Origin of the sequence: Promicromonospora aerolata (assembly GCF_042682255.1) — a bacterium.
In the GTDB taxonomy this organism is placed as follows: Bacteria; Actinomycetota; Actinomycetes; order Actinomycetales; family Cellulomonadaceae; genus Promicromonospora; species Promicromonospora aerolata.
On the sequence record NZ_JBHUHF010000001.1, the window covers coordinates 1,977,742 to 2,001,270 of the forward strand.

Genomic DNA, 23,529 nt, shown 5'->3' on the forward strand with positions numbered 1-23,529 from the left:
CATATGCCAGGTTCGTGCGGTGATCGACAGGGGGAAGCTTTCCGGTGTTGCACGACCCACCCGCCCGGCGGACGGTGTCCGTACCGGAACCGGCGGCCCTCCGGCCCGGCGAGCCCCGCACCATCGGCCCGTTCCGCGTCCGGAGCAGGCTGGGCAGCGGTGGCATGGGCGACGTCTACCTCGGGACCGGGCGCCGCGGGCAGCAGGTGGCCATCAAGCTGATCCGGGGCGCCCAGCTCGACGACGACGAGTTCCGCGCGCGCTTCCGCCGCGAGGTGCGTGCCGCCGCCAAGGTCCGCAACCGGTTCATCGCGAACCTGATCGACGCCGATCCCGACGCGGAGCTCCCCTGGCTCGCCACGGAGTACGTGGCCGGGCCCACCCTCTCCCAAGCGCTGGCCGCACGGGGACCGCTGTCCAGGGACGACGTGCTGGACCTCGTCCTGGGTGTCGCCGAGGCGCTGCGCGGGATCCATCGCGCCGGGCTGGTGCACCGCGACGTCAAGCCCGCCAACGTGATCCTCGGGCCGGACGGGCCACGCCTGATCGACCTCGGCGTGGTCGCCTCGCTCGATGCGACCCGGCTGACCCTGACGGGGCAGCCGGTCGGCACGCCGATGTACATGGCTCCGGAGCAGGCCGCGGGAAGCCGGGCGACGTCGGCCGCCGATGTCTGGGCGCTGGGCGCACTGGCGTACTACGCCGCCACCGGTAACCACCTCTTCGAGGGCGACCACCCCGCAGTGGTGCTGTACCGGGTCTCGGCGGAGCAGCCCACCTACGGCGACTGTCCCGAGTACCTGCGACCCTTCCTCGACGCCTGCCTGGTCCGTAGCCCGGACGAGCGGCCTTCCCTCGACGCGATCCTGCGGTCGCTCGGGGCGTCCGACCCGGCCGGTGCGACCCTCCTCACGGGACCGCCGGGCCTGACGCCGAGCCTGACACCGAGCAGCCCTCCGAGCAGCCCGCCGAGCAGGACGCCGCGCATCGCCCCGGGCGTCGGGCGCGGCGGCCCACGCCGCGGTCGACGCCGGCCCGTGGTCTTCCTCGGCGCGGTGGCTGCCGCGACGGCGGTCCTGACCGCGGCCGCGTTCGGCGCCTGGACGGTGCTGACCGAGAGCGACGGGGAGCGCGACGCAGCCGGGCAGACACAGACCACGGCCCCGGCCGCACCACAGGATTCGGGGCAGCCCGCAGGGCCGAGCGACGGTCCCGGGCCGGACCGGTCGTCCCCGGCCGGGGACGGGAGCCAGGGCAGCCCGTGGGCGCCGGGAACCGAACAGCGGCTGGCCGACGATTCGTGCTGGCTCGTCAGCGTCGACCAGGTGCAGGGCCGGCAGGCCACGCTGACGCTCTCCTGCGACCAGGTCGGGACGACCACCTACCAGTACCCGACGCCGAGCCGGTGGCTCCAGGTCTACGCCGTCGGGCAGGACGGGACCGTCGAGCGCAGCGTGCCCGAGGACGCCGCCGCGCGGGACACGTTCTGGACCCTGGGCAACCTCGCCGACCGTACGCCCGTGACCACCACCGTGACCCTGCCGGACGTCGGGCCGCTGGCCGCCGTGGCCGTGCGGAACACGCAGGGTTCCGGCTGGTACTGGGCGACCACCGGTTGACGCACGGGTCGGCCGCCGGTCAGCGCACCAGCTTCGGCAGCACCTCTCGGCCGAACGTCTCGATCCACTCGCGCTGGTTGCGGCCCACGTTGTGCAGGTAGACGCGGTCGAAACCGAGGTCCAGGTACCGCTGGATCGACGCCCGGTGCTCGTCGGGGTCGGCGGAGATGAGCACCCGCCCCTCGAAGTCCTCCGGACGCACCATGCGCGCCAGCTGCGCGAAGTCGTGCGGCGAGCGGATGTCCGACCGCGGGAACCGCATGCCGCCCACCGGCCACTCGGTCAGGGCGTTGGTGACCGCCTCGTCGTGCGTGGGCGCCCAGGAGAGGTGGAGCTGGAGCGCCTTCGGCAGGTGCCCCGGGTCGCGCCCGGACTCGCGAGCGCCGTCGGCGAACCTGGTCAGGAGCGACGCCATGCGGTCGAAGGGCGCCGCCTGCGTGATGAGCCCGTCCGCCGTCCGCCCGGCGCGGCGGGCGGTGACCGGGCCAGCCGTCGCGACCAGGATCTCGGGCGCCACCTCCGGCATCGTCCACAGGCGGGTCGACTCCAGCTTGAAGTAGGTGCCGGAGTGCTTGACGTCCCGTCCGGCGAGCGACCCGGCGAACAGTTTCTTGATGATCTCGACGGCCTCGAACATGCGATTGATCCGCTCGGCGGCCTCCGGCCAGTAGGCGCCCACCACGTGCTCGTTGAGGGCCTCCCCCGAGCCGACACCCAACCAGTGCCGGCCCGGGTTCATCGCGGCGAGCGTCGCCGACGCCTGGGCGACGACAGCGGGGTGCCACCGGAACGTGGGCGCCGTCACCGGTCCGAGGTCGCCCGTGGTGTGCTCCGCCGCCGCGGCGAGCACGTTCCACACGAAGCCGGCCTCGCCCTGGTGCGGGGTCCAGGGTTGGAAATGGTCGGCGGCCATGACGCCGGAGAAGCCGTGCGCCTCTGCAAGGGCCGCCAGCTCCACCGCCGTCCGGGGCGCGAACTGTTCGAGCATCGCGGCATAGCCGATGGTCACCACGCGGACAGCCTAGACGGCGAGCTCGCCGGGCAGCCCGGCCAGTCGCCCGTGCAGCCGGAGTGTCCGTAGCGCATCCAGGGTGACGATGCCGCGCCACTCCACGGTCTGCCCCGGCGACCAGTGCTCGAAGTCGAAGTCCCACCCGCCGTCCTCCAGCTGCTGCCCCTCCAGCCGGTCCAGGTCCGCCGAGATCTGCGCCTCGGAGAACAGCGCCCGGCTCGGCGCACCGGGCCGCGCGGAGAGCTGCAGGGGCGTGAGCTGTTCGTCCTCGATCCCGCCCGCGACGGCGATGGTGCCGTCGTCACGCAGGGCCGGCCGCAGGCGTTCGACGGCGTCGGCCACCCGGTCCGGCTCGGGTACCGCGTCGAGGAAGCCGAGCGCGAACAGGACGGTGTACCCGTCCAGGGGTGCCTCATCCTCCAGCTGGCCCCAGCACCACGCGGTCGCGGCGTCGAGCCACGGGTGCCGCAGGCCCAGCTCCCACAGCCGGGCGGCCGTGGCGAACGTCAGGAACCCGGTGTCGTTCGGCTGCATCCACGGCGCCGCCGGATAGTCGGCAGCGGTCGGCAGCACCTGCGGTACGCGGCCGTCCGGCAGGGTGACCGACGCCAGCCAGTCGGCCGTCTCCGTGGCCAGCCGCCGCACCGCCGGATCGGCCCCGGTGCCGAGCTCCGCGAGCACCTCGAGCGCGGACAACGCGCCCGAGACCTGGCTGTCCGGCCCCCGCAGGTCGGGCTCCAGGGCGTGGCCCCATCCACCGTCACCGTTCCGGTAGGGACGCAGGGCTTCCAGGACCCGGCTGCCCGGTGCGCCGCGGAAGAGCACCGCGAGGCGATGCCGCTCCAGCAGGCGGGCGTCGTCGTAGATGAACCGCTCCGCGGCTCCGGCATCGATACTCGTCGTCGTGGTCATGACTCCGACGCTATGCGGCGGTCAGGGCCGCGTCTTCCAGAAAACGGACGGGAGTGCGGCCGGTGAGCCGGCGCACCTCGTCGGACATGTGCGCCTGGCTCGCGTACCCGGCTCGGGCCGCGCGCTCCGAGAGGGGGGACGGCGCACCGGAGGAGAGCCCGATCAGCCGCCGCAGGCGGGCCACCCGCCCGAGCATCTTGGGCCCGTACCCGACGGCGGCGACGGTGCGGCGGTGCAGGTGCCGCTCGCTCACCCCCAGGTCCTCGGCGACACCCGCAATTCGCGACCCCGGTGTGCCGAGCCGACGAGCGGCCGCCGCGACGAGCCCGTCCCGTTCCGCCTCGCGGTGCAGCACCGTGCGCGCCAGGAGGTCCAGCCGCCCCGACGGGTCGGCCAGGTCGAGCGCCTCGGCGAGCGCCGGACCGGCGTCGGGCCACACGTCGGCCAGTGGCACCCGCTGGTCGCGCACCTCCGACGCCGGGAGGCCGAGGACGGCGCCCGCGGCTCCGGGCCGCAGCCGGATCCCGCTGGTACACGACGTGGACGCCGCACGTGGTGGGACGACGACGGGGCCGGTGTCGGCGCCCACCACCACCAGCTCGCCGTCGAGCCGGACCAGGTCCACGCAGCCGTCGGGGATGATCCGCTGCTCGTGGCCGGGTGGTGCGTCGTGCTCCCACAGGCAGGCCACCACCGGCAGCAGGCCGGTGGGCGGAGCGAGCTCGCGGTAGGTCACGAGAACGACGCTACGCCGAGCCCCTGACACCCCACGTGTGGGGGTCGTGAGTGGGGCAGGTCGCGTGTCAGTGTCCGGTGGCAGAGTCGTGGCGTGCCCCACGTACCGGCTCGCCCGAGCCGCAGAACCGGCCTGTCCCGCGACCAGCCTGGGACCTCGTGGCGCCGCCGCGCCCTGCGGGTGGCCGCCGTCGCGGTCCCGGCGGCGCTGCTGGCGGCCGCGGCGTCGTCGTACGCGGCAGTGGTCACCGGCCGGATGGCCGCGCAGCCGACCCGGGACACGCTGATCGCGCTCGCTGCGGCGAGCGCGGCGGTCATCGTGCTGGACGCGGTCACGTGGCTCGTCGTGCAGCGTGCCGTCGCCCGCGCGGAGGCCAGGCTGCGCTCCGAGCTGGCCGCCGCGGCGCTCGGCCAGCCCCTGCCCGCGCTCGAGGAGCAGGCGGTGGGCGAGCTGCTGGACCGGGTCGACGGCGACCCGGCGCGGCTCACACGGGCGATCAGCGGCATCGGCATCACCCTGGGGCAGGCAGCGATCAGCCTGGTGGTCGGCTGGATCGCCGCAGGTCTGGTGTGGTGGCCGGCCTGGGTGGCGTTCCCGGTGGTCGCCGCCGTGGTGCTGCTGTTCGCCCGCCGGGCGGCACGCCCGCTGCGCGACCTGAGCCGGCGCAGCTCGGAAGCCGTCTCGGACCACATGGCGCAGCTCGAGGAGGCGGTCGCCGCCCGGGACGACCTGCGCACCGCCCAGGGGCAGCGGTACGTCCTGCGCCGGTACGCCGAGCTGGCCGCACGCCAGATCCGGCTCCGGGAGGAGTGGTCGGTGGCGTTCTCCCGGGTGCGTCTGCGCACGGAGCTGCCGCTGGACGCCCTGGTCGGCGCGGTCCTGGTCGGCGGGGTGTGGGCCGTCACGGGCGGCACGCTCGACGTCGCACGGCTCGTGACCCTGTGGCTGCTCGTCACGGGGTTCGTCGGGCGGGTGGACGTGCTGGGGCGCCTCCTGCCGCGGGTCGAGGAGGCGATCGGCACGTTTCACCGGGTGCGCGACCTGCTGGGCAGGCCGCAGGAACCCGTCGGCGGCGCGCCGTTCCCCGGCCGCGCGGGCGGCCACCCGGACGACGCGGCGGCTCCCGGTCCCGGTGCCCCCGCCCGGTCCACCGCCGTGGACGTCGAGCTGCGCGGGCTCACGTTCACGTACGGCGACGGGTTCACGCTGGGCCCGATCTCCCTGACCGTCCCCGCGGGCGGTACGTGTGCGCTGGTCGGACGGACCGGCTCGGGCAAGACGACGCTGACCAAGGTGCTGTCGCGTGCGGTCGACCCGCCCGTGGGGAGCGTGCTCCTGGGTGGCCGGGACATCACCGGCCTGGACGTGCACGACCTGCGCGCGCACGTCGGCGTCGTAGGACAGCGCACCGAGATCCTGGCCGCGTCGCTCGCCGACAACATCACGCTCTGGGCGCCCGTTCCGGCCGCGCGGGTCGAGCAGGCGGTGGACGCGCTCGGTCTGCGGGCCTGGGTACGGTCGCTGCCGCACGGGCTCGACACGCGCCTCGGCCCCGACGGAGTCACCCTGTCCGCCGGCGAGGAACAGCTGGTCGCCTTCGCGCGGCTCCTGGTGCGCGACGTCGCGGTGGTCGTGCTCGACGAGGCGACCGCCCGGATGGATCCGGCGACGGCGGAGCGCGTCACCCTGGCCGCACGAGCTCTCCTGGCGGGCCGGACGGCGGTGGTCGTCGCGCACCGGCTGTCCACCGCACGGCATGCCGACACGGTGGCCGTGCTCGACGGTGGCCGCCTCGTGGAGCACGGACCCTGGGAGAACCTGGCGGCGTCGGACGGGCACTTCGCCAGGCTGGTCGCCGCCGCGGGTCCCGACGGTAGTGCCCAGCACGAGCCCGACCACGAGCCCGGCGCAGCGGCGCACGACCCGTCCGCCGTCGCCGCCCGTGCCCCGGCCGACAGCCGCCCCGACGCGGCCGGAGCCGGCCCGGCCCCTGCCCCGCCGGCACGCACGTCGATGGTGCGCGCCGTGTGGAGCACGCTGCGCGCCCGGCCCCTCGGCCTGCTGCTCCCCGCCCTCGTGTGGGAGCTCACGGACTACCTGACCTCGACCGGCCTCGTCGTCGGCTGGCTGTGGGCGTCACTCGTCGTGGACCTGGAGCGGGGCTCCGCGCCGTGGTTGCTGGCGTGCGCCATCCTGGCGGCCGTGGTGGCCAACACGCTGCTGCCGTTCACGGTGCGTCTGACGAGCGCACGCTGGTGGGCCGACTCGCGCCTGCGGCTGCGCCTCGCCATCCTGCGCGGGCAGACCGCGCAGCGCAGGACCGTCCGCGACACTCCCGGCGAGATCGCCGCACGGGCCCAGGAGGAGTACCGGCTCACCAGCCACACGCAGGCCTGGCGCGAGCTGGTCACCGCACCGTTCACGCTCGCGCTGCTCGTGGTCCTGAGCGACAGTCTGCTGGCCGGCGCGATCGGACTGGCCATGGCAGCCGTGATGTGCGCGGCGCAGGTGCTGGGCAGCCGGTCCGTCGCCACCGTCGCGCGGCGGGCCGGCGATGCGGCTGCCGAGCTGGGGCGCCTGCTCGGGTCCGCCCTGGACTCCGTGCGCACCGTCAAGCTCGCCGCGGCGACCGGTGGCGTGCTCAACCAGGTCGCCCGGGTGGACGGACGCCGGGTGCAGGCGTCGCTCCGGGAGGAGCAGATCGACTTCCTGGTCGGTCTCGCCCCCTCCGTGCTCAGCCGGGCCGCGGCCGTCCTGGCGTGGACGCTGCACCTGAACGGCACCTGGTCGCTGGCCACCACGCTGCTGGTCAGCACGTCGATCGGCACCTTCAGCTGGATCGGCTACGGTCTCGGCCACCTCGTCACGAGCGCCGCGTCGGCGCGTCGCTGGGTCGAGGTCACCTCGCGGTACGCCGGCACGGAACGCCTCGCCGACGTGCCGAGCGACATCGACCTGTTCACGGGCGCGGCGGTCCCGGCACGTGGCACCGCACCGAACGGCACCGCACCGGAAGGCACCGCACCGAGCGGCACCCCGGCGAGCGGCCCTGCGACGACCGCTGCATCCGCCCCCACCTCGGACGGCCTGCACGTGCTGCGCCTGGACGGCCTGAGCGCGACGCACGACGACGGCACGGTGGGCGTCGCGGGCGTGGACCTCACCGTGCGGCGCGGCGAGCTGGTGCTCGTGGTGGGGCGCGTCGGGTCCGGCAAGTCGTCCCTGCTCGGAGCCCTGTCCGGTCTCGTCGACGCCGGCGGGCGGCTGACCTGGAACGGCACCGCCGTCACCGATCCCGAGACGTTCCTGCGCCCGCCCCGCGTCGCCCACGTCGCCCAGGTGCCGCACGTCGTGTCCGGCACCCTCGCCGACAACGTGCGCCTCGACCACGACCGCCCCGTGGCGGGCCCCGTCCGGGCGGCGGGGCTCGACCGCGACGTGGTTGAGGCGGGCGGGACCGCCACCCTCGTGGGGCACCGCGGCCTGCGGCTCTCCGGCGGGCAGGTCCAGCGGCTCGGGCTGGCCCGCGCACTGGCCACCGGCTCCGACCTGCTCCTCGTGGACGACGTCTCCTCGGCCCTCGACGCCGTCACCGAGGCGGAGGTCTGGTCGGCGCTCCGGTCCGCCGGCACCACGGTGGTGGGCACGACGTCGCGCGCCGCGACCCTGGCAGCGGCCGACCGGGTAGTGGTGCTCGACGGCGGGCGCATGGCCGCCGTCGGGCGGTGGCGAGAGCTGGAGCCGCGCTGGTCGCACCTCGCCGGCTGACAGGCCGGGCACGGGCCCGAAGAAGGCCCCGACACCTGTGGAAAACGTGCACCTCGGCTTGCTCGAATCTGGGACACTGGTGCGCATGAGCACTCCTGCCTCCTCCGGGCCGACGGACCCGGCCGCGACCACACCCGCCCTCGACACCTCGACCGCCTCGGTAGCCGGCGCCGACGTCGTACGCGCGGTGGTCAAGGAGGTACCGGACAAGGTCAGCGCGGACGGCCTCGAGGCCAAGTTCGACGAGCGCTGGACCGCCGAGAAGACCTTCGCGTTCGACCGCACCAGGACGCGGGACCAGATCTACTCGATCGACACCCCGCCGCCCACCGTCTCGGGCTCCCTGCACGTGGGGCACGTGTTCAGCTACACGCACACGGACATCGTCGCGCGCTTCAAGCGCATGCGTGGCCTCGAGGTCTTCTACCCGATGGGCTGGGACGACAACGGGCTGCCCACCGAGCGCCGCGTCCAGAACTACTACGGCGTGCGGGTCGACCTGTCGCTGCCCTACGACCCGGACTTCACCCCGCCGTTCGAGGGCACCGGCAAGAGCGTCAAGGCCGCCGACCAGGTGCCGATCAGCCGCCGCAACTTCATCGAGCTGTGCGAGCGTCTGACCGCCGACGACGAGAAGCAGTTCGAGGAGCTGTGGCGCCGCCTCGGCATCTCGGTGGACTGGGCCCAGACGTACCAGACCATCGGCGACAGCTCGCGGGCCACCGCGCAGCGCGCCTTCGTGCGCAACCTGCAGCGCGGCGAGGCCTACCAGGCCGAGGCCCCGGGCCTGTGGGACGTCACGTTCCAGACCGCCGTGGCCCAGGCCGAGCTGGAGGCCCGGAACTACCCCGGCCACTTCCACAAGATCGCCTTCCACCAGGCCGGCGGCGAGCCCGTCTACATCGAGACCACCCGGCCGGAGCTGATCCCCGCCGTCGTCGCGCTCATCGCGCACCCCGACGACGAGCGCTACCAGCACCTGTTCGGCACGACCGTGAAGTCGCCGCTGTTCGGGGTCGAGGTCCCCGTGCTCGCCCACCACCTGGCCGAGCCGGACAAGGGCGCGGGTATCGCGATGTGCTGCACCTTCGGTGACCTCACCGACGTGCAGTGGTGGCGCGAGCTGCAGCTGCCGACCCGGTCGATCATCAACCGCGACGGCCGCATCACGCGCGAGGTGCCGGAGTGGCTCCCGGCGGGTCCCGGCGCCGAGCTGTTCGAGGCCGAGGTCGCGGGCAAGACGACGTTCAGCGCCCGCAAGGCGATCGTCGAGGCGCTGGTCGCGTCCGGCGACATGCCGACCGAGCCGGTGGCCACGCAGCGCAAGGCCAACTTCTTCGAGAAGGGTGACAAGCCCCTCGAGATCGTGACGTCGCGCCAGTGGTACATCCGCAACGGCGGACGGGACAAGGAGCTGCGCGAGGAGCTGCTGGCCCGCGGCAAGGAGCTCGACTTCCACCCCGACTTCATGCGGGTGCGGTACGAGAACTGGGTCAACGGCCTCAACGGCGACTGGCTCGTGAGCCGCCAGCGCTTCTTCGGTGTCGCGATCCCGCTGTGGTACCCGGTCGACGCGAACGGCGAGGTCGACTACGACCACCCGATCGTGCCTGCCGAGGAGTCGCTGCCGATCGACCCGACCTCGCAGGCGCCCGCCGGCTTCACGGAGGACCAGCGCGGCCAGGCCGGTGGCTTCATCGGTGACGCCGACGTCATGGACACCTGGGCGACGTCGTCCCTGACTCCCCAGATCGTGAGCGGCTGGGAGCGGGACCAGGACCTGTTCGACCGCGTGTACCCGATGGACCTGCGCCCCCAGGGCCAGGACATCATCCGCACGTGGCTGTTCTCCACGGTGGTGCGCTCGCACCTGGAGAACAAGGTGCTGCCCTGGAAGAACGCGACGATCAGCGGCTGGATCCTCGACCCGGACCGCAAGAAGATGTCGAAGTCCAAGGGCAACGTCGTCACGCCCGCGGACCTGCTCGTGGAGCACGGCTCGGACGCGGTGCGGTACTGGGCGGCGTCGGCTCGCCTGGGCACGGACGCGGCGTTCGAGGTGGGGCAGATGAAGATCGGTCGCCGCCTGGCGATCAAGGTCCTCAACGCCTCCAAGTTCGCGCTGTCGTTCGGCGGCGGTGCGGGCAGCGAGATCGCGCTCGACCCGGCGGCCGTGACGGTCGCCCTCGACCGGTCCATGCTGGCCGGTCTGGCCGACGTGGTCGAGCAGGCCACCGCCGCGCTCGAGACCTACGACCACACGCGTGCGCTCGAGCTCACCGAGACGTTCTTCTGGGCGTTCTGCGACGACTACCTCGAGCTCGTCAAGGACCGCGCCTACGGCGCAGGCGCCGATGCGGCGAACCTGACCCCGGAGACGACGTCGGCCCGCACCGCCCTGGCGATCGCGCTCGACACCATGCTGCGGCTCCTGGCGCCCTACCTCCCGTTCGCCACGGAAGAGGTCTGGTCCTGGTGGCGCGAGGGCTCGGTGCACCGTGCGGAGTGGCCCGTCGCGGAGCCGCTGCGCGCGGCGTCCGGTACCGCGGACCCCACGCACCTGGCAGCGGCCGGCCACGCCCTGGCGGCGCTGCGCAAGGTGAAGTCGGAGGCGAAGGCGTCGATGCGTACGCCCATCCTGGCCGCGTCGCTGGCCGTACCGGCCGGATCGCTCACCGCTGTCGAGACCGCGGTCGAGGACGTCAAGGCCGCAGGCCGCGTCACCGGCGTGCTCGACCTGGTGACCGCCGGCGAGGGCCAGGGCGACCAGGCCGTCCAGGGCGGCATCGTCGTGACGTCCAGCGAGCTGGGCGAGGCCCCGCCCCGCAACAAGGGCTGACCCTTCCAGCCACGGTAGAACCGTGGTGAGCTGGATCTGTGGCGAGATAGAACGGGGGCGGTGGCGCTGATCAGCGCCATCGCCCCGGTGCTATCTCGCCACGGTTCTACCCCGGCACGTCAGTTGAGCATCAGAACCACTGCGTCGCCCGCCTCGGCAGCCGCGCCGTAGAACGCCGCAAGCTCCCCGTAGGCGTGCGCGAGACGCTCGGCGTCGGTCTCGCCGGCGTGCTCGGCCGGGTCCGGGCAGACCTCCTCGTCGCACACGTGGGCGGCGTCGGCGAGCGGTGCCAGAGCGTCGAACGATGTGCCCACCAGGAACGCCGCTGCCTTCTCGACGTCCTCCGGCCCCAGGTAGCGCACCGGTACGATCCCGTCAGCGGGGCCCAGCTCGGCACCGCCCTGCACCGGGTCCACGGGCATCTCGCCGTGCACCCGGAGCACGGTGTGCAGCGGACCCCAGACGGTGCCGATGCTGAAGTACTTCGCCTCCTTTGCCGGAAGGTCCATCTGTACCCATTCGCCGGCAAGCTCGTCGATGTGCTCCAGCGCCCAGGTCAGATCGGTCCGTGCCTTGTCGAAGTCGTCGGCGGCAAGCCGCGCGTACTCACAATGAATCATCCCCATGGCCCGTGACCGTACCGATAATGCGTTTCCGTGTGTATGGGCAAAACGGACACATTCCCGAGGAGCATTGGCTCATACGCGGTAAATCGGAAATTCCATACGCACCGCTGCCCGTTCTGGGGTATTAGTCGCCGGGAACTGGCCGAGAGTTCACACCGAATTCACGCGCGGAATCCGTGCGAACCCGGCCCGGGGTCAGTGCAGCCGTCGCTCGTCTCCCGACATGCTCGCGAGTGCCTCGTTGGGCGTGCCGTCGTCGCGCCAGCGCAGCGTGGCCGCGACACCGTCCATGAGCTCGACCGAACCCTCCGGCGCGAACGTCAGACCGGCGTCCTGTCCCACCGCCGCACGGACGAGCGCCACGGAAGCAGGCAGCTCCTCGACCCGCTCGGTCACGCCGAGGGACTCGAGGTCCGACCGGGACCCGGCGATGTGCATCGGATCCGGCCCGATCCAGAGCTTGCGGCCGTTCATCGGCGAGCCACCCGTTCCGTACTCCTCGGCCAGGACGAGCTCCTTGACCTGGCCCCGGGCGAGCACCGCCACGACGTCGTCCACCGAGGTCACGGCGTTCGACTCCCGCCCCAGCTCCTGTCGCAGCTCGGCCAGGACGCGTTCGCGCCGTCGCTCACGGTACGAGTCGAGCGCCTCGCCGACCCGCTCGGCGAACGCGGCCTCGTGCACGCCGCCGCCACTGCGCCCGCCGCCGGGCACCTCGACGACCTTCTCCTCCGTCGGCGTCGTCAGCGCCGCACGCGCGAGCGGCACCGCCCGCTTGTCCCCGGTCAGCAGCACCAGCTCGGGCCGCGTCTCGGCCACCCGGCGTTCGATCTCGGCCGCGACGGCGGCCGCGTTGCGCTCCCAGGAGTCCTCGGCACGAGACTCGATGCGCGCACGCTTGACCTCGTTGGAGCCGGACTTCTCGATCTCGTCGTGCGGAGCCTGGAACGTGCTGTGCGCCTTGCCGTCCTGCCCCGCACGGAGGAAGTCGGCGCCCTGCCGGTCGATGGCGACCTTGAGCAGCTCCACGGACTCGTCGGCGGCGAGCGCCGCCTGCAGCATCTCCGGCACCGGTGCCCACGAGCTCGTGGTCGCGGTCGGCGGGTTGTTCACCACGCGGTCCACCAGCACACCGGTGTCGTCGGCGATGACGACCCGTCCGTGCGGCCCGGGGACCCTGGTGGGCCGCGACACCACCTCTTCGATCATGTCGAGCACGCCGTGCGGCGCTCCCTGTTGCGCCAGCTCCTTGCGTGCCGCGTTCCAGCGGCCTTCGACGTCACGTTCGGCGGCCTGCTCGGACGGCGTCGCGTCCAGGTGCAGGGTCGCGAAAGGGCCCTGGTGGCCGAGGAGGGGTTTGAGCCAGTCGATCTTCATTCGAACCTCCGCGTCTCCCGCCGAGGTCGAAGGGATGCCGTACCGCACGACCTCGCCCCGGCGTTCCCTCCAGGAAACGACGAATTGCGGGCGCGCGCCACCCCCACGCCGGAATTACCGGTGACCTGCACACCAACGACACGCCACCTGAAGTCGACCTCTCCCCCAAGCAGGGTAAAGCCGCGTCAAGTGGTGGTCACCTTCAAGCGTATGTGTCGACCTCAGGGAGGTTGTCGCCCTTGTGCCGCGCGGCGATCAGCTCGTGGTGGCGAATCACTTCGCTCACGATGAACTGGCGGAACTGCACGGCGAACTCCGGGTCGAGTCCGGACTCCTCCGCGATCGCGGTGAGCCGGGCGATCTGCTGCTGGTCGCGCGACGGGTCCGCCGGGGGCAGGCCGCCCACGGCCTTGAGCTCGCCGACCCGCCGGGTCATCTTGAACCGCTCAGCAAGCAGATGCACGAGAGCAGCGTCGATGTTGTCGATGCTCCCGCGGAGCCGGATGATCTCGGACGGCACCGGAGCGCTGGTCGGTTCGTTGTCAGACACAGGAAGAGGCTAACCGCCCGGGACCACCACCGGCGAAGGCCACGGACGAAGACTGTTCCGACCTGCAATGTAGATCGGCTACAGTCTGCCGAGCAGGCACGCAACTTGGTGAAGGCCCAGAACTGTGGCTTCACCTCTTCAAGACTTCAACGGAGAGCAGAAGATGACACTCGCCACGTCGCCGGCCTTGGTGGAGGTGCCAGAGGGCACCAGCATCAACACGATCCTTGCGGACCGCGTGGCCCGCTCCGGGGACGAGGCACTCATCGAGCGGCGTGCCGCCCCGGACGGCCCGTGGACCGCGGTGTCGGCGCGCCAGTTCGAGGACGAGGTCCTCGCCGTCGCGCGTGGTCTCGCGGCCCGCGGCATCGAGGCCGGCGACCGGGTCGCGATCATGTCGCGCACCCGGTACGAGTGGACGCTGCTCGACTTCGCCATCTGGGCCGCCGGTGCCGTGGCCGTGCCGGTCTACGAGACCTCGTCGCCCGAACAGGTCCAGTGGATCCTGTCGGACGCCGACGTGAGCCTCGTCGTCGTCGAGTCCCGCGCGCACGCCGACACGGTGGCCGGCGTGCGCACCAGCCTGCCCCGGCTCGAGGACATCCTCCTGATCGACGACGGGGCCGTGCTCGACCTGCGCAAGGCAGGCACCAACCTCTCCGCGGGCATCGTCGCCGAACGTCGGGACGCCGTACGACGCGACGACCTGGCGACCATCATCTACACCTCGGGCTCCACCGGCCGCCCCAAGGGTGTCGAGCTCACGCACGGCAACTTCGCGCACCTGACCATGAACGCCGCCGTCGGCATCCCCGAGCTGCTGCAGGCGGAGAACGCCCGCACGCTCCTGTTCCTGCCGCTCGCGCACGTGTTCGCGCGCTTCGTCGAGGTCGCGACGATCGCCGGCAACGCCGTGCTGGGCCACGCCCCCGACATCAAGAACCTCGTCGGCGACCTGGGCTCGTTCCGCCCCACCTATCTCCTGGCCGTGCCGCGCGTGTTCGAGAAGGTCTACAACAGCGCGGAGCAGAAGGCGTCGTCGGGCATCAAGGCCAAGATCTTCAACTGGTCGGCCAGGGTCGCCGAGGACTACTCGCGGGCCATGGACCTGCCCGACGGTCCCGGCGGCGCGCTCAAGGCGCGGCACGCCATCGCCGACAAGCTCGTCTTCAGCAAGCTCAAGGCCACCATGGGCGGCCAGCTCAGGTGGGCAGTCTCCGGCGGCGCTCCGCTGGGCGAACGGCTCGGCCACTTCTTCCGGGGTGCGTGCGTCACCATCCTCGAGGGCTACGGCCTGACGGAGTCCACCGCCCCGACCACCGTCAACCGGCCCGGCCAGATCGTGATCGGGTCGGTGGGACCGGCATTCTTCGGCACGGACATCCGCATCGCCGACGACGGCGAGGTGCTCCTGCGCGGACCGCACATCTTCCGTGGCTACCGCAACCAGCCGGAGCTGACCGCCGAGGCGTTCTCCGACGGCTGGTTCCGCACCGGCGACCTCGGGCAGCTCGATGAGCACGACCACCTGCACATCACGGGGCGCAAGAAGGAGATCATCGTGACCGCCGGCGGCAAGAACGTCGCCCCGGCAGTGCTCGAGGACCGCCTGCGGGCCCATCCGATCGTCAGCCAGGTCGTGGCCGTCGGCGACCAGCGCCCGTTCATCGGCGCCATCGTCACGCTCGACGCCGAGATGCTGCCCGGCTGGTGCTCGGCGAACGGGCTGCCCCAGCTGTCGGTGGACCAGGCTCGCGTGCACAAGCGAGTCCTGGCCGAGCTGGACAAGGCGGTCGCCTACGCGAACGAGGCGGTCTCCCAGGCGGAGTCGATCCGGAAGATCACGGTGCTCGACATCGACTTCACCGAGGCGAACGGCTATCTCACGCCGTCGATCAAGGTGAAGCGCTCGAAGGTGCTCGAGGATTTCGCCGAGATCATCGACGCCATGTACAGCACCAGGTCGCGGAGGGACCACGTGACCCCGGCGCCCTGACCGCCCAGGGCGACCACGGTCGGTAAAAGGTCAGGTGGTCGGTACCCCGGGGTACCGACCACCTGACCTTCTACCGACCACCCAGGAGAGCCCGGGGACGTGCGGCTACGCGCTCTTCTCGCGCGGCTGACGGCCACGCACCGGGCTCTTGCGCGGCACCACCGTGGGGTTCACGTTGTCGAGCACCACGTCGCGGGTGATGACCACCCGCTCGACGTCGTCGCGGCTCGGCACGTCGAACATGACCTGCTGGAGCACCTCTTCGAGGATGGCCCGCAGCCCGCGTGCGCCGGTTCCGCGGAGCAGGGCCTGCTCGGCGATGGCGCCGACGGCGGGCTCGTCGAACTCGAGCTCCACGCCGTCGATCTCGAACATGCGCTTGTACTGCTTCACGAGCGCGTTCTTCGGTTCGGTGAGGATCCGGACCAACGCGTCGCGGTCCAGCGGCGAGACCGACGCGATGACGGGCAGCCGGCCGATGAACTCGGGGATCAGCCCGTACTTCTGCAGGTCCTCGGGTCGCACCTCGGCGAAGAGGTCCTCGTCCCCCGCGATGGACTCCATGGGGGCACTGAACCCGATGCCGCGCTTGCGGGACCGGGCGGCCACGATGTCGTCCAGGCCCGCGAACGCACCCGCCACGATGAACAGCACGTTCGTGGTGTCGATCTGGATGAACTCCTGGTGCGGGTGCTTGCGCCCGCCCTGCGGGGGTACCGAGGCGGTGGTGCCCTCGATGATCTTCAGGAGCGCCTGCTGCACGCCCTCGCCGGACACGTCGCGCGTGATCGACGGGTTCTCCGCCTTGCGGGCCACCTTGTCGACCTCGTCGATGTAGATGATGCCCGTCTCGGCCTTCTTGACGTCGTAGTCCGCCGCCTGGATGAGCTTGAGCAGGATGTTCTCGACGTCCTCGCCCACGTAGCCGGCCTCGGTGAGGGCGGTCGCGTCGGCGATGGCGAACGGGACGTTCAGCATCTTCGCGAGCGTCTGCGCCAGGTAGGTCTTGCCCGTGCCCGTGGGGCCGATGAGCAGGATGTTGGACTTCGCGATCTCGACGGGGTCCTGGTCGTCCGGGCTGATGGACCGACCGGCCTCGCCCGCCTGGATGCGCTTGTAGTGGTTGTAGACGGCGACGGCCAGGGCGCGCTTGGCGGGATCCTGGCCGATGATGTACTGCTCGAGGAAGTCGAAGATCTCGCGCGGCTTAGGCAGCTCCGTCAGGCCGAGCTCCGCCGCCTCACCGAGCTCTTCCTCGATGATCTCGTTGCACAGCTCGATGCACTCGTCACAGATGTACACGCCCGGCCCGGCGATCAGCTTCTTTACCTGCTTCTGCGACTTGCCGCAGAAGTTGCACTTCAGCAGTTCCGCGCCGTCACCGATTCGCACCACTACCTGTCTCCTCGCCTTGTGCACCCTCACGGAGTCCCGCACAGGCCGGTTGACCCAGCAGATCCGCAACGTCGAGCGGTCTCAGATCCATTCCACACCACAGGTGGCCTGTTGTCAGCCCGGCGGCCCGGCGGGTCGCACGACCGACTTTCACCACTTCATGACAATTTTGTCATCTTCTACGCAGCGTGTCCCACCATGCCCGACGCCGGGGCCCGTCGTCCACCGGTATTGGTGGCGTGCCCCGGCGTCGGGATGCGGCCTCGACCGAACCGACCGGAGAGGTCAGTTGGTCACGACCGCGACGGGCTTGCGCGACTCCAGCACCTCGTCGATCAGGCCGTAGTCCTTGGCCTGGGCCGCGGTGAGGATCTTGTCGCGCTCGATGTCGTCACGCACCTGCTCCTGCGACTTGCCGGAGTGCGTCGAGAGCGTCAGCTCGAGCCACTCCCGCATGCGGATGAGCTCATTCGCGTGGATCTCGATGTCCGAGGCCTGCGCGTAGCCGCCACCCTCCATCGCGGGCTGGTGGATCAGCACGCGCGAGTTCGGCAGCGCGAGGCGCTTGCCGGGCTGACCGGCGGCGAGCAGGACCGCGGCGGCCGACGCCGCCTGCCCCAGGCACACGGTCTGGATCTGCGGCTTGATGAACTGCATGGTGTCGTACAGCGCCGTCATGGCCGTGAACGAGCCACCGGGCGAGTTGATGTACATCATCACGTCGCGGTCCGGGTCCTGGGTCTCCAGGACCAGCAGCTGCGCCATGACGTCGTCGGCGGACGCGTCGTCGACCTGGACACCCAGGAAGATGATGCGGTCCTCGAACAGCTTGGTGTACGGGTCCTGGCGCTTGAAGCCGTACGGGGTGCGCTCCTCGAACTGAGGGAGCACGTAGCGTGCGGACGGCATGGCACCGGCGGTAGCGAAAGGCAGCCCCGCGCCCGAACGGGCGCGTGCGCCGGCAAGGCGCTCTGCGGCTGCGACGAACTGGGCTTCAGGACTCACGATGGTCTCCTCGTCGATCAGGTCTTGATGAGTTTCCGGGCGGTCAGCTGGCCATGCCGCCGCCGCCGGCCAGCGCGGCACTCTCCACGACGTGGTCGACGAAGCCGTACTCCAGCGCCTCGGAGGCCGTGAACCAGTTGTCGCGGTCGTTGTCCTTGATGATCTTCTCGATCGGCTGCCCGGTCTGCTCGGACGTCAGCTCGGCCAGCACCTTCTTCATGTGCATGATGAGCTGCGCGCCGATCCGCACGTCGGTGGCGGTACCGCCGACACCGCCCGACGGCTGGTGCATCAGCACGCGGGCGTGCGGCGTGATGTAGCGCTTGCCCTTCGTGCCGGAGGACAGCAGGAACTGTCCCATGGAGGCGGCCATTCCCATCGCGACGGTCGCCACGTCCGGCTTGATGAACTGCATGGTGTCGTAGATCGCCATGCCGGCCGTGATGGAGCCGCCAGGCGAGTTGATGTACAGCCAGATGTCCTTGTCGGGGTCCTCGGCCGCGAGAAGCATCATCTGCGCGCTGATCGCGTTCGCGTTCTCGTCGCGCACCTCCGACCCCAGCCAGATGATGCGCTCCTTGAGCAGCCGGTTGTAGATGGAGTCGTTGAGCCCGAAGCCAGCACCCTCCGTCCGCGCTACCGGCCCAGCATCCATCCGCAGCAGATCGTTCACGTCCATCTCCTCGGTTCTGACTCTCGTCTTTGGACCACGTCCTACGACGTCGTGTCGCTCGACCCTAACGTGCCCCCGCCCACCGGAACTCCTGATTCGGAGCCCGTTTCGCCTACAGCGCATCGGTGCTGCCCAGAGCGAAGTCGGGGGGAACGCGGACGGCGGTCCGCACCCTCTGCGCGAGGGCACGGACCGCCGTCCGGCGTCATGCTTCGGCCCTGCCGGGCCGGGGGGACGTCAGGCCTTCGCGGGCTCCGACGACTCCGGTGCGGAGCCCTCGGCGTCCTCGGTGACCTCGGCGTCCGTGGCGGCCTCCTGGGCCTGCGCCATGGCGTCGTTGAGCGCGGCCTGGGCGTCGTCGGCCTCTTCCGAGCCGATGAACTCGCTCAGGTCGACGACGTTGCCGTCGGCGTCCTTGACCTCGATCTGGCGCAGCGCGACGGCGAGGGCCTTCGAGCGGGCGACCTCGCCCACCATCGCGGGGATCTGGCCACCCTGCTCGAGGGTCTGGATGAACTCGCTCGGCTCCATGCCGTACTGCTGCGAGGCGCTCACCAGGTACTCGACGAGCTCGCCCTGGCTCACCTGCACCTCGAGCTTCTCGGCGAGGGTGTCGAGCAGGATCTGGTTCTTGATCGCCTTGGTGGCGTCCTCGGTGACCTCTGCGCGGTGCTCGTCGTCCTCCAGGCGGCTCTCGGACTCGAGGTGGCGGTGCACCTCGGCCTGGACCACACCGGTGGGCACGGGGACCTCGACGGTCTCCAGGAGCTTCTCCATGAGGGCGTCCCGGGCGGTGACGGCCTGGTTGGAGGTCTTGATGCCGGCGACCTGGGTCTTCAGGTCGTCCTTGAGCTCGTCGAGCGTGTCGAACTCGGAGGCGAGCTGGGCGAAGTCGTCGTCCACCTCGGGCAGGTCGCGCTGCTTGACCGAGGTGGCGGTGACGGTCACGTCCGCCTCCTTGCCCTCGTGGTCGCCGCCCGCGAGCGGCGCCTTGAAGGTGGTGGTCTCGCCGGCGGACAGGCCGGTCAGGGCCTCGTCCAGGCCCTCGAGCATGTTGCCGGAGCCGATCTGGTACGAGACGCCCGACACGGAGTCGACCTCTTCGTCACCGATGAGGGCCTTGAGGTCGATGACGATGTAGTCGCCCTCGACGGCCGGGCGGTCCACGCCCACGAGGGTGCCGAAGCGCTCGCGCAGAGCGTCCATGCGCTCCGTGACGTCCTCGTCGGTGACCTCCGTGGACTCGACGGTCAGGTCGACGTCGGACAGGTCGGGCAGCTCGATCTCGGGCCGCACCTCGACCTCGGCCGTGAACTTCAGCTGGCCCTCGCCGGCCTTGGCCGGGACGTCGGTGACATCGATCTCGGGCTGGGCGAGCGGACGCAGGTCGGTCTCGCCGAGCGCGTCACGGTAGAAACCGGAGAGGCCGTCGTTCACGGCGTGCTCGATCACGGCGCCCCAGCCGACCCGCTGGTCGATGATGCGCGGGGGCACCTTTCCCTTGCGGAACCCGGGGATGTTCACCTGCTCCGCGATGTGCTCGTAGGCGTGATCGATGCTCGGCTTGAGCTCGTCGTAGTCCACCTCGACGGTCAGCTTGACCTTGGTGGGCTCCAAGGTCTCGACGGCGCTCTTCACTTCGATGGTCTCCAGAATGTCGGGGGTGCGCGCACGCCGGCGTACTGCGTCCCGGGGTGGCGCGGGGATGCTTCAACTCAGTTGCGGCTGCTCGCGAGAAGCGATGTGCGCCAGGCGCACGGGCAACCCGTCAATGGTACGCCCCACGACCACAGGTGCCGAATGCGGGCCGGTGGTGTGCCGCACACCCAGCCTCCCACGCCCGTGGGCGTTGCGCGTCCGTCAGCGCCCCATCCCTGCGGTGAGCCCCGCGACGATCTGCCGGGTCGCGACCAGGAAGAGGAGCACGAGCGGCAGCGTCGCGATGACGAGGCCCGCGAACAGCGTGGACCACGACGTCTGGTACTCGCCGAAGAACGTGGTCAGTCCCACGGGCAGCGTGTACAGGTCGCGGTCGCGCACCAGGATGAGGGGGTAGAAGAAGTCGTTCCAGATGGGCACGAAACGGAACACCACCACCGTGGCGACCGCCGGCCGCACGAGCGGCAGCAGGACCGACCAGAAGGTGCGCAGCGGACCGGCCCCGTCGATGCGGGCGGCGTCCTCCAGCTCGACCGGCAGCTGCCGCAGGAACGTGGCCAGCACGAACACGGAGAACGGGATCGACACCGCCGAGTAGACCAGGATCAGCCCGGTGCGGGTCGACGCGAGCCCGATCGTGTCCAGCAGGTAGAAGATCGGCACGATCATGAGGAACACGGGCATCATCAGGCCCGACACGAAGACCTGCTCGATCACGCCCATGAGGCGCGAGCGGGACCGCGCCAGCGCGTACGCCGCCAGCAGGGACACCGCGGTGGACAGGACCACCGACGCCGTGGTGACCAGCACCGAGTTGAGGAAGTACGTGGAGAACGACGCCTCGACCCAGGCCTCGCGGTAGGCGTCGAACGACGGGCTCTGCGGCAGCCCGAGCGGCTCCGCCACCAGCTCCTGGTCCGACCGGAACGAGTTCCACACCATGACCAGCAGGGGCAGCAGCGCGACGACGGCGTAGCCCCACAGCACGACGTGCACGCCCGCCCGTCTCACGTCAGCCCCCGCTCGACGCGGCGGAACCACCGGGTGAACGCCACCGACACCCCGACGATCACGACGAACAGCACGATCGCGACCGCTGACGAGATGCCGATGGCGTTCGAGGCCCCCGAGTTGAACGCCGTGCGGTAGAAGAGCAGCGACATGACGTCGGTCGCGCCCGCCGGGCTGCCGCTCGACCCGCCCAGCGCGTACGGGATGGGGAACGCCTCCATGGAGAAGATGAACGTCAGCACGCTGACCGTGCCGATCACGGGCAGCAGCATGGGCAGGGTGACGTACCAGAACCGCTGGCGCGAGGTCGCGCCGTCGAGCATCGCGGCCTCCTCCATCGTGGGGTCCAGCGACCCGAGCGCGGCGCCGTAGATGAGGAGCGGGAAGCCGACCCACTGCCACGCGGTCACCAGCACCACCACCCACAGGGCGGTGTCGGGGTCGCCCAGCCAGGGCTGGGCCGCCGCCTCGAGGCCCACCGCGCGCAGCACCGCGTTCACCGGGCCGAACAGCGGCGACAGGAGCAGCGACCACAGGTAGCCGACGACCAGCGGCGAGACCAGGTAGGGCATCGTGTACAGCACCTGGAACAGGCGGCGCAGGCGGTCCCGCTTGTGCAGCGCGTACGCCAGCAGCAGACCCACCGAGTTCTGCACGACCATCGCGCCGGCGAACAGGAGCGCGTTGTGCGCGAACGCCCGCGGCAGCTGCGTGCGGTACGGCTCGGTGGTCAGCAGCGCGACGAAGTTGTCCAGCCCGACGAACGCCTCCTGCGCGGTCCCGCGCCAGGAGAACAGGGAGTACGTCAGTGCCGTCGCCATCGGGTACAGCACGAAGACGGCGAACAGGACCGCGGCCGGCAGCAGGAACAGCAGTGCGACAGGCGTGGGCAGCGCCGCTGTGCGACGGCGGGTCACTCGCCCGGCGTCCACCAGGCCGACAGGCCGTCCTGGATGATCTTCGCCGCGCCCTTCGCATCGGTGTCCCCGAGGAACAACTTCTGCCCGGCCTCACCCATGAGGTCGGTGCCGACGGGGTCGCCGTAGCGGTAGTCCACGAGCAGCAGGTAGGGCGCGGGGTTCTCCTGGTACAGGTCCCACATCTCCTGCTGGAGCGGGTCCGAGAACTCGACGCCGGGGATCGGCGAGAACTGCTTGAGCTCGTCGGCGACCAGCTGCCCGAACTCCGGCGTGGCCAGCCAGTTCAGGAGCGTCTGCGCCTGCTCGGGGTGCTCGGTGGTGGCCGAGAGGCCCCAGCTGCCGTCCGCGTACCCGGCGGTGACGGGGTGGTCCAGGGCCGACCCGGGCGGCGGCGGCACCTGGAAGACGCCGAGGTCGAGGTCCGGGTTGGCCTCCTGGAAGACCGCCTGCTCGTACGAGCCGCCCGCGAACATCGCGGCCTGCTCGGAGGTGAACAGCACCTGGGCGTCCGTGTACGCCACGCCGGTCACGTCGTCGGGCATGTACTTCTGCAGGTCCTTCAGCGTCTGGATCGAGTCCGCGTACGCCGGGTCGGTGAAGTCGGTGTCGCCGTCGCGCAGCGCCTGTTGGAAGTCCGCGCCGCCGTACTGGGCGGCGGTCAGGGCGTCGTGCACGGTGGGGACGAACCACCCGTCGCGCGCACCGACGGCCAGCGGCGTCACGTCCTGCTCCAGGAGCGTGTCGTTGAGCGCGATGAAGTCCGCCCAGGTCTCCGGCTCCGTGAGGCCGTGCTCCTCGAAGATCGCCGTGTTGTAGTAGACCTGGATGGTCTGGGAGGCCAGCGGCACGCCGTAGACCGCACCGTCCTCGCGTCCGCGAGAGCCGTCGAGGACCGCGTCGTCGAAGTCGCCGAGCGCGGGGACTAGGTCCTCCAGCGGCTCCAGGTTGCCGCCCTCGACGAGCGGCTGGAGCAGGCCGTAGGACCGCACCTGGGCGATGTCCGGCCCGTCCGACCCGGTCAGGCCGGTACGCAGGATCTGGTCGTACTCGGTGTTGAGATGGGCCTGGAAGCCCACCGTGATGCACGGGTTGGCCTCCTCGAAGACGTCGAAGATCTGCTCGTACGTCTTGACGTCCTCGGTGCGCCAGGACCACACGTCGAGGGCCACCGCCTCGCCGTCGCACCCCTCCCCCGCGGCGGCTCCGGGCTCCGGGCTGCCCGACGACGGCGCGCAGGCCGCGAGCGTCAGCGCCACGACGGCTGTGGTCACTCCTGCGAGGGTGGTTCGGCGGTTCATGCGCCGGACGTTTCCGCGCCGTCGTCGGGGTGTCAAGCACCGCGACCGAATCGAGACGTCGTGTCCCGGAGGCAAATGGGTGTGATCGGAGGCACATCCGTGCCAGAATTTCCCCCGCTACCGGCTTGTTTCG

At 71.2% G+C, this 23,529-nt stretch carries 17 protein-coding genes; 4 read left to right on the top strand and 13 right to left on the bottom strand.

Annotated features, from left to right (window positions below; all coding sequences use genetic code 11):
* The first annotated feature begins 47 nt into the window (after positions 1-47).
* Positions 48-1,619, top strand: coding sequence for a serine/threonine-protein kinase (locus ACFSL2_RS09010; protein ID WP_377197528.1), 1,572 nt, complete (start codon positions 48-50; stop codon positions 1,617-1,619).
* 19 nt (positions 1,620-1,638) lie between these two features.
* Here ACFSL2_RS09010 and ACFSL2_RS09015 read toward each other — a convergent pair whose 3' ends face one another.
* Genes ACFSL2_RS09015 through ACFSL2_RS09025 form a run of 3 tightly spaced genes read right to left on the bottom strand, consistent with a single transcriptional unit; the run spans position 1,639 to position 4,279 of the window.
* Entirely contained in the window at positions 1,639-2,631 is a 993-nt protein-coding gene (locus ACFSL2_RS09015) for a TIGR03557 family F420-dependent LLM class oxidoreductase (RefSeq protein ID WP_377197529.1), read from the bottom strand.
* 9 nt (positions 2,632-2,640) lie between these two features.
* Positions 2,641-3,543 carry a hypothetical protein gene (locus ACFSL2_RS09020; RefSeq protein ID WP_377197530.1) on the bottom strand — a complete coding sequence of 301 codons (903 nt, stop codon included), beginning with the start codon at positions 3,541-3,543 and terminating at the stop codon, positions 2,641-2,643.
* Between the two features lie 10 nt (positions 3,544-3,553).
* The gene (locus tag ACFSL2_RS09025) at positions 3,554-4,279 is read right to left on the bottom strand and encodes a DUF6597 domain-containing transcriptional factor (RefSeq protein ID WP_377197531.1); all 726 of its coding nucleotides are present in this window, start codon (positions 4,277-4,279) and stop codon (positions 3,554-3,556) included.
* A 93-nt stretch (positions 4,280-4,372) separates the two neighbouring features.
* On the opposite strand from ACFSL2_RS09025, the gene ACFSL2_RS09030 reads away from it, so the two are divergent.
* On the top strand, positions 4,373-8,047 hold the full coding sequence (locus tag ACFSL2_RS09030; protein WP_377197532.1) for an ATP-binding cassette domain-containing protein: 3,675 nt from the start codon (positions 4,373-4,375) through the stop codon (positions 8,045-8,047).
* A gap of 85 nt (positions 8,048-8,132) precedes the next feature.
* On the top strand, positions 8,133-10,886 hold the full coding sequence (gene valS, locus ACFSL2_RS09035) for a valine--tRNA ligase (protein WP_377197533.1): 2,754 nt from the start codon (positions 8,133-8,135) through the stop codon (positions 10,884-10,886).
* 119 nt (positions 10,887-11,005) lie between these two features.
* Here valS and ACFSL2_RS09040 read toward each other — a convergent pair whose 3' ends face one another.
* The 3 genes from ACFSL2_RS09040 to ACFSL2_RS09050 form a co-directional block, all read right to left on the bottom strand.
* A complete protein-coding gene (locus ACFSL2_RS09040; protein ID WP_377197534.1) occupies positions 11,006-11,512 on the bottom strand; it encodes a DUF1877 family protein in 507 nt (168 codons plus the stop codon).
* Between the two features lie 195 nt (positions 11,513-11,707).
* Complete coding sequence (locus ACFSL2_RS09045; RefSeq protein ID WP_377197535.1) at positions 11,708-12,889, bottom strand: baeRF2 domain-containing protein; 1,182 nt, start codon at positions 12,887-12,889, stop codon at positions 11,708-11,710.
* A gap of 202 nt (positions 12,890-13,091) precedes the next feature.
* Positions 13,092-13,439: a chorismate mutase gene (locus ACFSL2_RS09050; RefSeq protein ID WP_357450302.1), complete on the bottom strand. Its 348-nt coding sequence runs from the start codon at positions 13,437-13,439 to the stop codon at positions 13,092-13,094.
* A 163-nt stretch (positions 13,440-13,602) separates the two neighbouring features.
* On the opposite strand from ACFSL2_RS09050, the gene ACFSL2_RS09055 reads away from it, so the two are divergent.
* The gene (locus ACFSL2_RS09055; protein ID WP_377197536.1) at positions 13,603-15,435 is read left to right on the top strand and encodes an AMP-dependent synthetase/ligase; all 1,833 of its coding nucleotides are present in this window, start codon (positions 13,603-13,605) and stop codon (positions 15,433-15,435) included.
* A 105-nt stretch (positions 15,436-15,540) separates the two neighbouring features.
* Here the strand turns inward: ACFSL2_RS09055 and clpX are convergent, their stop codons facing one another.
* The 7 genes from clpX to ACFSL2_RS09090 all read right to left on the bottom strand — a co-directional run bounded on the left by clpX (position 15,541) and on the right by ACFSL2_RS09090 (position 23,369).
* The gene (gene clpX / locus ACFSL2_RS09060) at positions 15,541-16,830 is read right to left on the bottom strand and encodes an ATP-dependent Clp protease ATP-binding subunit ClpX (RefSeq protein WP_377197537.1); all 1,290 of its coding nucleotides are present in this window, start codon (positions 16,828-16,830) and stop codon (positions 15,541-15,543) included.
* A gap of 285 nt (positions 16,831-17,115) precedes the next feature.
* Entirely contained in the window at positions 17,116-17,835 is a 720-nt protein-coding gene (locus ACFSL2_RS09065) for an ATP-dependent Clp protease proteolytic subunit (protein ID WP_377197538.1), read from the bottom strand.
* A 43-nt stretch (positions 17,836-17,878) separates the two neighbouring features.
* Positions 17,879-18,514 carry an ATP-dependent Clp protease proteolytic subunit gene (locus ACFSL2_RS09070; protein ID WP_377187652.1) on the bottom strand — a complete coding sequence of 212 codons (636 nt, stop codon included), beginning with the start codon at positions 18,512-18,514 and terminating at the stop codon, positions 17,879-17,881.
* A 231-nt stretch (positions 18,515-18,745) separates the two neighbouring features.
* Positions 18,746-20,146 carry a trigger factor gene (tig, locus tag ACFSL2_RS09075; protein WP_377197539.1) on the bottom strand — a complete coding sequence of 467 codons (1,401 nt, stop codon included), beginning with the start codon at positions 20,144-20,146 and terminating at the stop codon, positions 18,746-18,748.
* A 222-nt stretch (positions 20,147-20,368) separates the two neighbouring features.
* On the bottom strand, positions 20,369-21,178 hold the full coding sequence (locus ACFSL2_RS09080) for a carbohydrate ABC transporter permease (RefSeq protein ID WP_377197540.1): 810 nt from the start codon (positions 21,176-21,178) through the stop codon (positions 20,369-20,371).
* The gene (locus ACFSL2_RS09085) at positions 21,175-22,095 is read right to left on the bottom strand and encodes a carbohydrate ABC transporter permease (protein ID WP_377197541.1); all 921 of its coding nucleotides are present in this window, start codon (positions 22,093-22,095) and stop codon (positions 21,175-21,177) included. The genes ACFSL2_RS09080 and ACFSL2_RS09085 overlap by 4 nt, the downstream gene beginning before the upstream one ends.
* Complete coding sequence (locus ACFSL2_RS09090; RefSeq protein WP_377197542.1) at positions 22,092-23,369, bottom strand: ABC transporter substrate-binding protein; 1,278 nt, start codon at positions 23,367-23,369, stop codon at positions 22,092-22,094. Before ACFSL2_RS09090 ends, ACFSL2_RS09085 begins: the two co-directional genes overlap by 4 nt.
* Positions 23,370-23,529 lie beyond the last annotated feature (160 nt).